Source organism: Acinetobacter sp. YH01008, from assembly GCF_013420435.1.
Taxonomy (GTDB): Bacteria; Pseudomonadota; Gammaproteobacteria; order Pseudomonadales; family Moraxellaceae; genus Acinetobacter; species Acinetobacter pseudolwoffii.
Map to the genome: position 1 here is coordinate 16,682 of NZ_VOYD01000032.1, position 11,702 is coordinate 28,383.

An 11,702-nucleotide genomic window follows, 5' to 3' on the forward strand; every position below is an offset into this window, starting at 1 on the left:
TGATCTTGGCTCATTTCAGTTTGCATATTGATATGCATTATCTTTACTGATGCAACAGACACACTACTCCATCCTATGGCAAAAACCATAAGAAAACAAAACCAAAGTTTTTTGGAGAGATGAGTCAACACGAATGCTATCTAGGAATAGAATTTAATCCAAAATATCTTAACGGAATTTCAAATATTTACAACCCAATATAATTTAGTAGTTTCTCTAAAATTAACATAATACACGTTATGCGAAATTAGAAAAATGAGTTTATTGCACTGATATTTATCTGTTTTTTAAATTTTAGACCTGGGTTGGTGCCCAGGTTTTTTTATTGCGTATAACAGCCATGATGTTAAATAGTTCTCTTTTTAGATAAATATTCATGTTTTCAATACATGCTAATTAGAGATTTTGAACTCAAGCAATTCTATAAAATTTTAACTTATGTGTACCTCTACTTTTAACTTCGGTTATTTATGGGAGGATTACCGGTGGCCTAACTTAAATAAAAAGTCTCCGACAAACCCGGTACGGTTCACTATCTATTGTTATTCTTACCTGAAATTGATGTGAGCTTATAGAGACAAGGTAAATTTGCAAAAGTGCCGGCTATTCAGTGTTCATTGAATGTTTAATTTAATTTATTAAGCTTGACCTTGGAGTGGCTCTAAGCCTTATACTTGGTACAAATTTTTCGATTGTTATGATGATGCGTTCTACTACATGGATTACAGTCTTGGTTGGATTGTTCATGTTCCAAAGCTTTTGGAATGTGGCGGCGGCCTTTTGTGTCCATGAACAACAGCCTCAATCACAGCAGAGTTATCATTTTGGTCATCACCAAAATACCTTGTGTGCCAGCGATAGTCGTCAACACGATCATAATGGACAGTCAGAAAACATAAAAACATTCAGTAGCGATTTAGAAATCGGTGAAGATCATCAAGATCATCTACCATCGATGACGCATTTGATTGTACAAAATGAAAAAGTAGATGTGTTTCATCCAAGCTCTGAAGTTAAAGTGAATCCACAATTTCATTGGAAAAACAGCTATCAGGCTCCTGACCTGTTTCAACAAAGCCCACCTCCCAAATTTTCCCCGCTCATGGTGGGGTAGCCTAAAACATTCCCACCACTTTTATTATTTAAATAAGTGGGAAAAATCATGTCTTCACAATCAATTATACTCTTGCGTCATAGCTTGGTTGCTTGTATATGTGCAGCGGCTATGCAATATAGCTATGCTGAAAACGTTACCAGCTTTGAATCCGCTTTAGCAAAAGTACAAAGTTACCAGACTCAAGACAAGCTGTGGCAACAAGTTCAGCAAATATCTGAATTGAATATTCAGCAAAGTCGGTTATGGCAGAATCCAAGTATAAGTTTAGAACAGTCTGGCTTTGGCTCAGGTCAAGAACAGGAATTCAATGTTGGCGTTAGTCAACCTCTAGATCTATTTGGTCAGCGTAAGCTGAACCGGGTGATTGCCAATACCTCGAATCAACAAATCCAATTGCAACAGCAATTATGGAAGGCACAAAGCCAACTGATTGTTAAATTTGCATGGTCGCAATTTGCACTTGCTGAGGTTGAGCAGTCTGCTTATTCAGTACAGTTAAAAACAAGTAAAGCCAATCTGGACAGTGCCCAGAAACGCTATCAGGCAGGCAGTATTGCCCTGGTTGATTTTGAGCGTACCCAAATTGAAGCGCTAGAAATCCAACGACTTTATCAGCAAGCGATGCTGAATAAACAAGCTGCCGGTCGTCAGCTGTCTAATTTGTGGGGGGGAGAAACATCTTCACATCTTCAATTGAATAAAACCGCTATCCCTTGGCCAGAGCAAAGTCTCCAAACTGTGCAACGGTATATTGCTGAAGGGTGGCTAGAAAAATTCTATGCCTTGAACATTCAGCAATCGGATCATCAAATTGAAAATTTAAGAATTCAGGCACGTCCCAATCCGACTTTAAATGTAGGCATGAAACGTAGCAAAACCCCTAATGAAAGCAACGATACGACTTTGGCAATCGGCGTGGCTATTCCACTGAATATTTTCAACCGCCAGCAATATGCGATCCCGATGGTCCAGCAACAGCAAATATTGCTGAACCAACAGCAGCAGCGTGAGCTGAAGCAACAAATACTCAATATTGCCAACAGCATGCATCAGCTCAAAGGTTTACGTAGCCAGTTCGATGCCACAACAGCACAAGTTACTTTGGCGACCAAAGTTCAGAGCCGTACTTTACAAGGGTTTCAGGCAGGGAAACTGTCCATTACCGACGTTCAGCAAGCAACCACCCAACTGCAGAATCTTCGATTGGGTCAATTACAAATTCTACGTCAAGCTTGGCAAACTGCCCTCGCAGCTGAGGCACTCAGTATTGGCACAAGTTATGAAGAAATTAGCCGTTCGGATGCCTATACACAACTGAATAAAAAGGCAGTCGAAGCATCGCAAAATTTAATCAATGGGGGAGCACGATAAAATGAACGCCAAGCAAAACGGAAAAATATCCCAGTCTCTCATGATTGCAATTTTGATTCTGATTACGGTCTTGGTCAGTCTGGTTATTTGGTTAAGTTCAAAAAAAACTGAATCTGAGGGGCATGGTCATGATGAGGGAAATGCCGAACATTCTGATGAAGATAGTTCTGAAGAAGGACATGCTGAAGAAGGCGAAATACAACTGACCAGCCAACAAATGGTTGAACAAGGTTTAAAAGTTGCTGTTGCATCCACAGGATTGGTTGAAAAGCTGACAACCCTGCCAGGTAAATTGGTGGTGAATACCGATCAACAAGCGCATATATCGCCTAATTTTAGTGGTCATGTCGAGCAGGTCAATGTGGCTTTAGGACAGAGCGTGCAAAAAGGACAAACGCTGGCTGTACTAATCGTGCCTGAACTGATCGACCAACAGGCAAATCTGCGTATGGCACAGGTGAATCTGGATTTGGCCCGTAAAGATTACCAGCGCGAACAGCAACTCTGGTCACAGGGGATTTCTGCCAAACAGGATTACCAGCGTGCCGAAAATGCCTACCGTCAAGCGCAGATTACTGTCCAGTCCTCACAAGCACGTTTAAATGCATTAGGTGCAAGTGGCAATAACAATGGGCGTTTTCTGATTAAAGCACCGATCTCTGGGGTGATCAGTCAAAAAGATATTGTGGTCGGTGAAAATGTGCAACTGGCTAATCAGCTCTTTGTCATTGAACAGCTGAAAGATTTATGGCTTGAGTTTAATTTGCCGAATCAATTCTCAGGTCAACTGCAAGCCGGGCAAAAAATTGACTTTAAAGTGAATGATTCAGATCAAATCTATAAAGCTACTGTACAAAGCTTAACCTCTCAGGCAGATGTACAAACAGGGCGTCTGGTGGTGCGCGCAAAACTCGATGCGCAAGCTACTGAGTTGCGTTCTAATGTGTTAGTGAGAGTGTTGATTCCGGAAGCTACAGCAAAATCAGCCCTTCGGATTCAAAAGTCTGCGCTGCAAAGTATTGAAGGTGAAGACAGTATTTTCATCGTAGATTCAGAACAAAAAGGTCAAGTCCACTTAAAAGCACAGAAAGTGCAATTGGGGCAGGCTTCAAGTGATGGACAATGGCTTGAAGTGATTTCTGGGCTGACTGAAGGGCAGAAGTATATCGCTCAAGGCAGTTTCTTGTTGAAATCTGAATTAGAAAAAGACGAGGCAGGCCATGAACATTAATTCTGATCTGCCAAAACCAGAAGGTTTATTCGAACGAATCATTCAGTTTTCCATACAAAATGCGATTTGGGTGTTGCTCTTTGTCTGTACCTGGATTGCGGTCGGGGTGTATAGCTATCAGAAACTCCCGATTGATGCTGTACCCGATATTACCAATACCCAAGTCCAGATTAATACTCAAGCCAAGGGTTTTACTGCGCTTGAAGTCGAACAGCGGATTACCTATCCCATTGAAAATGCCATGGCTGGCATTCCGGATCTGGAGCTTACCCGTTCCATATCCCGTTATGGACTCTCTCAAGTCACCATTGTCTTTAAAGATGGGACTGATATTTATTGGGCCCGTCAGCAGATTAACCAACGGATACAGGAGGCGCAATCTGAGTTGCCTGCACAAATCGCACCGACGATGTCCCCCGTTTCTACGGGTCTCGGTGAGATTTATCAATGGGTACTGAAGGCAGATCCGAATGCGAAAAAGCCGGATGGAACTGCATACACGCCGATGGATTTGCGTGAGATTCAGGACTGGATTGTGCGTCCTCAACTGCAACGTGTTAAGGGAGTTGCAGAGGTCAACAGTATTGGTGGTTTTGAAAAAACCTATGTGGTCTCTCCCGATTTAAACCGGATGCAGCAACTGAATATCTCATTAGAACAACTGCAACAGGCTTTAGCGCAAAATAATGAGAACCGAGGTGCAGGTTATATTGAAGACAATGGTCAGCAATTGACGGTACGTGTACCGGGTACATTCAATGGGCTTTCTGATATTGAGAACACCATGCTGGGTAGCCCAAATGGCAGCCCAATTCGGGTTGGTGATATTGCGCAAGTCTCTATTGGGCATGATTTAAGAACCGGTGGGGCAACCTATAACGGCAAAGAAACCGTTTTAGGGATTGCCATGATGGCGATGGGTGGAAATAGCCGGACTGTTTCTAAAGCTGTGGATGCCAAGCTTCAAGATATTCAGAATAGTTTGCCTAAAGGGGTAGTGATTGAAACGGTGTACGACCGTACTACCTTGGTTGAGAAGGCGATTAAAACCGTTCAGAAAAACTTGGTAGAGGGAGCAATCCTGGTCATCATCATTCTGTTCCTGTTTTTAGGGAATATCCGTGCTGCCTTGATTACTGCCTGTGTCATTCCACTCTCTATGCTGTTTACCTTAACCGGGATGGCACAGAAAAATATCAGTGCCAATCTGATGAGTTTAGGTGCACTCGATTTCGGCATCATTGTCGATGGTGCTGTGGTGATTGTCGAAAACTGTATCCGGCGTTTAGCCCATACACAGCAACTGTTAAAACGACCTCTCACACAAAGTGAACGCTTTAAGGAAGTTTTTCTGGCTGCCCGCCAAGCACGTCGTCCTCTTATTTTTGGTCAGCTTATTATTTTGGTGGTGTATTTGCCGATTTTTGCTTTAAGTGGTGTAGAAGCAAAACTATTTCATCCGATGGCTTTAACCGTTGTTCTCGCACTGGTGGCAGCTATTATTTTATCGATCACCTTTGTGCCCGCTGCAGTTGCTTTATGGGTTAAAGGGGAGATCAAAGAAACGGAAAGCCGTTGGATGATCTGGCTCAAAACCCGATATCAACAGATATTGGATGGAGCCTATCATTACAAAGCGGTGGTTTTAACTTTTGCCATTTGTCTCCTGGTCATTACGGGTCTGCTCAGCACGAAGATTGGCAGTGAGTTTGCACCCCAGCTGAGTGAAGGTGATTTTGCGGTACAGCAATTACGTTCTCCAAGCACAGGCTTGGAAGAGTCTTTACGTATTCAGGAAAATACCGAAAAGCTTTTACTGAAAAACTTTCCCGAAATTAAAGCTATATTTGCCCGTACCGGGACTGCTGAAGTGGCGACAGATGTGATGCCACCGAATATTTCCGATGGTTATATCATGCTGAAACCACGTGAGGAATGGCCAGATTCAAAAGAAAGCCTAGATGCACTTCGAACCCGAATGGAAGCTTATCTTGCGACAATTCCCGGCAATAACAGTGAGTTTTCTCAGCCTATTGAGCTACGTTTTAATGAACTGATTTCAGGTATACGCAGTGATGTGGGGGTGAAGGTTTTTGGTGATGACATGCAGGTTTTGAATACTGAGGCGACTAAAATCTCCAAAATCATTCAGCAAATATCGGGTAGCAGTGCCGTGAAAGTTGAGCAGACCTCAGGTTTGCCATTACTGAATGTCGAGGTAAATAAAACTTTGGCTGCACAATATGGTTTGAGTGTGCGTTCAATTCAAGACCTTGTGGCAACCAGTATTGGTGGACAAAGCGTGGGAGAGATTTTAGAAGGCGATCGTCGTTTTGATTTTGTTATCCGTCTTGGAGAGCAAGACCGTAGTGTCGCATCTGTTTCCCAGTTACCTATTCAGCTTCCAAATGGTGGCAGTATTTTATTGTCGGATGTCGCGCAAGTCTCGACCATTGAAGGAATCAACCAAGTCAGTCGAGAAAATGGTAAACGCCGAGTTGTGGTTACAACGAATGTTGAAGGGCGTGATTTAGGGTCTTTTGTTTCTGATGTACAGACACAGCTCAAAGCATACACTTTGCCAAGTGGTTATTGGATAGAATATGGCGGTCAGTTTGAAAATTTGGCTTCAGCCAAAGCACGGATGCAAATCGTGATTCCACTGGCTTTAATCACTATCTTTATTTTACTGATGGCGGTCTTTCACAATGTCAAAGAAAGTCTATTGGTCTTTACCGGGGTACCCTTTGCCTTGACCGGTGGTGTGCTGTTCCTTTGGCTAAGGGATATTCCATTATCGATGTCAGCTGGAATTGGCTTTATTGCCTTATCTGGTGTTGCAGTCCTCAATGGACTGGTAATGCTGACCTTTATTAAGGAATTAAGGGACAAATATCCAGTGCATAAAGCCGTGTGGCAAGGGGCTATTTTGCGCTTAAGACCAGTGTTGATGACAGCTTGTGTGGCTTCACTGGGTTTTGTACCAATGGCGCTGGCAACCGGAACAGGGGCTGAGGTTCAACGGCCACTGGCAACCGTAGTGATTGGCGGGATTATCTCTTCAACATTACTAACTTTGGTGCTGTTACCCGTGCTTTATCGTTGGATAAATGAAAAGAAAGTTTCTTAATCCAATAGATTAGTCGATTTACAGCAGAGATATTGGCTGTTATCCAATATCTCTGCTCATCATAAATAGAATAAGGAAAATATTTTATGTCAGAACATCATGATCATAGCCATGCGGTTGTTACTGAAGAAAATAGTAAGAAGTTAATGGTTGCCTTAGGTTTAACGACTACTTTTTTAATAGTAGAAGTTGTCGCTGCTTTTATTACCCAAAGTTTGGCTTTGTTATCTGATGCAGCTCATATGTTTACTGATGTAGCCGCTTTAGCTATTGCTCTTGCCGCTATCAAAATTGGTAAAAAAGCCGCAGATGATAAAAGAACTTTTGGCTATCAGCGATTTGAAATTTTAGCGGCTCTGTTTAATGCGGTGATGCTTTTTGTGGTAGCAATATATATTGTATATGAAGCTTATCAACGTTTTACGAATCCTGCTGAAATTCAAAGTGTTGGAATGATGATTGTCGCGGTCATTGGTTTGGTCATAAATTTGATTTCAATGAAAATCCTTTCTGCTAGTGCTGAAGGAAGTCTAAATATAAAAGGTGCATATTTAGAAGTTCTTAGTGATGCTCTAGGATCGATAGGCGTGATTATCGGAGGAATAGTTATTTATTTTACCCAGTGGATGTGGGTTGATACCGTAATCGCTGTGTTAATTGGCTTCTGGGTCTTACCTCGAACTTGGATTTTATTAAAACAAAGTATTCATATTCTGCTTGAAGGAGTTCCTGATGAGATTGATATTGAGTCGTTAAGAAATGATTTATTGAAGCTAGAGGGCGTTGAAGGGATTCATCAGTTGAAAGTCTGGGCTATATCCTCAAGAAATATTCATTTAACTGCTCATTTGGTTGCTCCGAATAGCAATACAGATCAACTCTATCAAAAGGCCTTAGAAGTTCTAAAACATAATCATAATATTACTGAAATTACGTTACAAATAGAAAATACGAAATGTAATACATTGAACCAACATAAACACTAATTTGGACTTTAGTCTTCATATAGATGTTTTGTGTAACTTTAAAGTATACCCTAAAGTTACAATCTGAAAGTTCATGAAATTATGTATCATTTAAATGATTTTTAATCATAAGTAACATGTAACTTTAGTGTTAAAGAATTATAATTTACGAAATTGTTCATTTTTATCCAATTGGGGCGTGAAAAAGTGAAAGGCCAAAAAGTAGGGTATGTCCGGGTAAGTTCTGTCGAGCAAAACACTGGACGTCAACTTGAAGGAATTGAGGTCGACCGGATTTTTGTTGACCGTGCTTCAGGTAAAAATACTGACCGACCTAAATTTCAGGAAATGTTGAACTATGTCCGGGAAGGGGACAGGGTGATTGTACATTCAATGGATCGTTTTGCGCGAAGCCTAAAAGATTTGGTCACTGAAGTAGATAAACTGGTCAAACGAGGGATCGCCATCCAGTTTGTAAAAGAAAATATTACTTTTACAGCCGAATCCACCCCGATGGATAATTTGATGCTTCAAATGATGGGTGCTTTTGCACAGTTCGAACGTGAGATCATTTTAGAGCGGCAAAAGGAAGGAATAAAACTCGCCTCTGCTCAGGGGAAGTACAAAGGTCGGGTGCATAAACTAAAGCCTGACCAAGCTGAAGCTTTACGACAAGCATGGAAGGAGGGGACGTATCCATCGAAAATGGCATTAGGGAAAGCTTTTGGGATTAGTCGTCAGGCGGTATACCGATATTTACAAGTTAGTGAATAGCTTATTGGGATTAGCAACTAAATTTAGTTTAACTTATAAAAATCATGAAACACTGTTCGAATTTTAAGCGTGGAACGTGAAAAATCACAAAAAAAGCTCACCTTGGGGAAGGTGGGCTATCAACTAGAAACTACAGCATTGATTTCTAAGTGGAATTATAACACATTACGTATAAGGTGTATTATGTTAATTTTAGAAATTCTAAAAAAGGGATAGTTTTTAACTATCCCTTTATCTTGTAAAAATTATCTTAGTAATAATACTGGTTTTGTAGAACTTGATAACAATTTGGTCGTCGTACTACCAATAAAAAACTGGCGTATCTTTGAATGACCATATGCACCAATCACAATCATATCAATAACGTTTTTTTCTTGATAATCCAATATAGATTTCTCAACATCACCTTCAAGCACACTATCAATGACATCAAAACCATTATTTGCAAGTAGCTCTTTTGCCCAAGTGACTTGTGATGTCATATCACTATTTGGCTTACCAACATATACCACATGAGCTGTCAGGGTTTTTAATAAAGGGCTATTTGCAATTTTGTCTACACAAATACGTGCAGTAGGACTTCCATCAAAAGCAATTAAAAATGACTGAGGTGGACTAAACGGTGAGGATGTGATTAACACGGGTTTATGAAGAGCACGAACAACATTTTCAATATGGGTTCCAACTTTACTGGAATTGTGCTCGGTTTCAGTTCCATGCTTACCCATAACAAGAACTCGAATATCCTCTTCCATTCCCATGATTGTTTCTAAAAGACTGCCATGGCGTTGAAAGCTTTGAGCATCAATAGAGAACTTCTCCAATAGATAGTTTTTTGCTTCCCGAAGAAGAATTTGGCCATGCTCTAGCTCAATTTTCCCCTTACGTTCTTCCAGTTCAACCAACTCGTTTAGCAAGGTTTCTCGACTTCCTAGACCAATTGCACCACTTAAATCTTGTGGTGCTTTCGCTTTTGGCTTATCAATGACATGCAATAACTGAAGAGGTGAATTCAATTTATCGCTAAACCAAGCTGCATAATCACAAACGGTATTTGTTGCTAATGATCCATCAATACATGCAATAATTTTTGACATAATTCATCCCTCTTAGTGGCTATTTAAGCGATCTAAAGCATCTGGCTTATCATGGATACCAAACTTATCGACTAACGTTTTACTGGCTTCATTCATTCCAATCAGTTCGACTTCTGTTCCTTCACGTCTAAACTTAATGACCACTTTATCTACGGCAGCGACCGCAGACACATCCCAAAAGTGAGCCTGACTAACATCAATCACAACTTTTGAAAGTGCTTCTTTGAAATCAAATGCAGACGTAAATTTATCTGCCGAGCTGAAGAACACTTGACCCGTCACCGTATAAGTACGGGTACTTTCAGGTTCATTAAATTCGGACTGAATTGCCATGTAGCGTTCAATTTTGTTAGCAAAAAATAATGCAGAAAGAAGAACACCGACTAATACGCCATAAGCCAGGTTATGTGTGGCAACAACCACAACCACTGTCGCTATCATTACGATATTGCTAGAGAAGGGATATTGGCGAATATTGCGCAGTGAATCCCAGTTAAATGTTCCGATTGAAACCATGATCATTACGGCAACCAGTGCAGCCATTGGAATGACTTTGAGCCAGTCACTGATAAACACCACCATAATTAACAGGAAGACCCCCGCACTAAAGGTAGATAAACGGGTACGACCACCAGATTTCACATTAATAATTGATTGACCGATCATGGCACAGCCTGCCATTCCGCCTAAGAAGCCTGAAGCGACATTGGCAACGCCTTGTCCTTTACACTCACGGTTTTTATCACTGGTGGTATCTGTTAAATCGTCGACAATCGTTGCTGTCATCATAGATTCAAGCAAACCGACGGCTGCTAATCCCAGTGAATAAGGCAAAATAATAGCTAAAGTTTCAAGATTTAAAGGAATATCAGGAAGCAAGAAAATTGGAAGAGTATCTGGTAATTGCCCCATATCACCTACGGTTCTTACATCTAAACCAATGAACAAGGCAAAGAGCGTGAGGAGTACAATACAGATGAGGGGAGAGGGTAAAAGCTTGCCTATTACTGGGATATAGGGGAATAGATAAATAATGGCTAAACCACCAATTGTCATCGCATAGACATGCCATGTCACATTGGTGAGTTCAGGCAATTGGGCCATAAAAATTAGAATAGCCAAGGCATTCACAAAGCCAATCACAACCGACTTTGACACAAAGCGCATCAATGCACCTAATTTTAGATAGCCTGCTAGGATTTGAATAAATCCTGTCAAAATTGTGGCTGCTAATAAGTATTGCAGACCATGCTCTTTAACCAGTGTGACCATTAATAAAGCCATAGCACCAGTTGCAGCAGAAATCATCCCTGGACGACCGCCTACGAAAGAAATCACCACGGCAATACAGAATGAAGCATATAACCCTACCTTAGGGTCGACACCTGCAATAATTGAAAAGGCAATTGCTTCAGGAATTAGAGCCAAAGCAACAACAATACCCGCAAGAACATCCCCGCGAATATTGGAGAACCATTGTTCTCGAATAGTGGATAACATGAAAATAGCCTATTTTTTTAAATTTTAGGAAAGGCTAGTGATGTGATATATGACACACAAGCTACTACACCACATCACTAGACAGTGATGAGTTATTTACTGTTTTAAGAGATAAATAAACTTATGGTGGCGTAAGTGTCATATTAAGAAAGATATCTATTTTGGAGGGTTTCGGGGGCAATGATAGCAGTTAGGCCCTTTTCTATCCACCCTAACCGCAGTACTGAAGTAAAAGTAAGAATGATCATAGATAATTTTAGAATTGATTTATGTCCATTTAACATAATGGCTGTTATACGAAACGAGAGTGTTAGAACCCATTTAAAGTGTCTATATTCTCACCAATAAAAATGTCCGGTTTCTCCGAGGTAAAATATGACTTTTGAACAAAAATAAGCCATTGTTTATTCTTTTTATTTCCAACAAAATTCCAGAACTCATCTACTTCGAGAGATTCATAATGACTTTGCTGAGGCTGAATTTCATAGGTTGATTCAGTTAAAGTACGTAAAACTTT

General features: G+C 40.7%; 8 protein-coding genes and 1 pseudogene. 6 read left to right on the forward strand and 3 right to left on the reverse strand.

The genetic code is table 11. The features are described from left to right. Positions 1-703 precede the first annotated feature (703 nt). The 6 genes from FTT75_RS13485 (at position 704) to FTT75_RS13510 (ending at position 8,588) form a co-directional block, all read left to right on the forward strand. Positions 704-1,114 carry a cation efflux protein, CzcI-like gene (locus tag FTT75_RS13485; RefSeq protein WP_211100789.1) on the forward strand — a complete coding sequence of 137 codons (411 nt, stop codon included), beginning with the start codon at positions 704-706 and terminating at the stop codon, positions 1,112-1,114. A 48-nt stretch (positions 1,115-1,162) separates the two neighbouring features. After that, positions 1,163-2,488, forward strand: a complete 1,326-nt coding sequence (locus FTT75_RS13490) for a TolC family protein (RefSeq protein WP_035269736.1) — start codon at positions 1,163-1,165, stop codon at positions 2,486-2,488. Between the two features lies 1 nt (position 2,489). Further along, on the forward strand, positions 2,490-3,719 hold the full coding sequence (locus FTT75_RS13495; RefSeq protein WP_016658777.1) for an efflux RND transporter periplasmic adaptor subunit: 1,230 nt from the start codon (positions 2,490-2,492) through the stop codon (positions 3,717-3,719). Continuing rightward, positions 3,709-6,849 (forward strand): efflux RND transporter permease subunit, encoded by a 3,141-nt coding sequence (locus FTT75_RS13500; protein WP_180186647.1) that lies wholly within the window; start codon positions 3,709-3,711, stop codon positions 6,847-6,849. Before FTT75_RS13495 ends, FTT75_RS13500 begins: the two co-directional genes overlap by 11 nt. 86 nt (positions 6,850-6,935) lie before the next feature. Next, the gene (locus FTT75_RS13505) at positions 6,936-7,835 is read left to right on the forward strand and encodes a cation diffusion facilitator family transporter (protein WP_005028603.1); all 900 of its coding nucleotides are present in this window, start codon (positions 6,936-6,938) and stop codon (positions 7,833-7,835) included. A 186-nt stretch (positions 7,836-8,021) separates the two neighbouring features. Next, entirely contained in the window at positions 8,022-8,588 is a 567-nt protein-coding gene (locus FTT75_RS13510) for a recombinase family protein (protein WP_120376091.1), read from the forward strand. A 245-nt stretch (positions 8,589-8,833) separates the two neighbouring features. Here FTT75_RS13510 and FTT75_RS13515 read toward each other — a convergent pair whose 3' ends face one another. From FTT75_RS13515 to FTT75_RS13525, 3 genes and pseudogenes are all read right to left on the reverse strand, one after another. Continuing rightward, positions 8,834-9,685: a universal stress protein gene (locus FTT75_RS13515; protein ID WP_002115246.1), complete on the reverse strand. Its 852-nt coding sequence runs from the start codon at positions 9,683-9,685 to the stop codon at positions 8,834-8,836. 12 nt (positions 9,686-9,697) lie between these two features. After that, on the reverse strand, positions 9,698-11,185 hold the full coding sequence (locus FTT75_RS13520) for a SulP family inorganic anion transporter (protein ID WP_005146104.1): 1,488 nt from the start codon (positions 11,183-11,185) through the stop codon (positions 9,698-9,700). A 388-nt stretch (positions 11,186-11,573) separates the two neighbouring features. Then, a pseudogene (locus tag FTT75_RS13525) lies at positions 11,574-11,702 on the reverse strand (IS1 family transposase); the annotation flags it as partial.

Coding starts and splice junctions, on each gene's coding strand:
- FTT75_RS13485 (WP_211100789.1), top strand. CDS start 704: ATGCGTTCTACTACATGGATTACAGTCTTGGTTGGATTGTTCATGTTC.
- FTT75_RS13490 (WP_035269736.1), top strand. CDS start 1,163: ATGTCTTCACAATCAATTATACTCTTGCGTCATAGCTTGGTTGCTTGT.
- FTT75_RS13495 (WP_016658777.1), top strand. CDS start 2,490: ATGAACGCCAAGCAAAACGGAAAAATATCCCAGTCTCTCATGATTGCA.
- FTT75_RS13500 (WP_180186647.1), top strand. CDS start 3,709: ATGAACATTAATTCTGATCTGCCAAAACCAGAAGGTTTATTCGAACGA.
- FTT75_RS13505 (WP_005028603.1), top strand. CDS start 6,936: ATGTCAGAACATCATGATCATAGCCATGCGGTTGTTACTGAAGAAAAT.
- FTT75_RS13515 (WP_002115246.1), bottom strand. CDS start 9,685: ATGTCAAAAATTATTGCATGTATTGATGGATCATTAGCAACAAATACC.
- FTT75_RS13520 (WP_005146104.1), bottom strand. CDS start 11,185: ATGTTATCCACTATTCGAGAACAATGGTTCTCCAATATTCGCGGGGAT.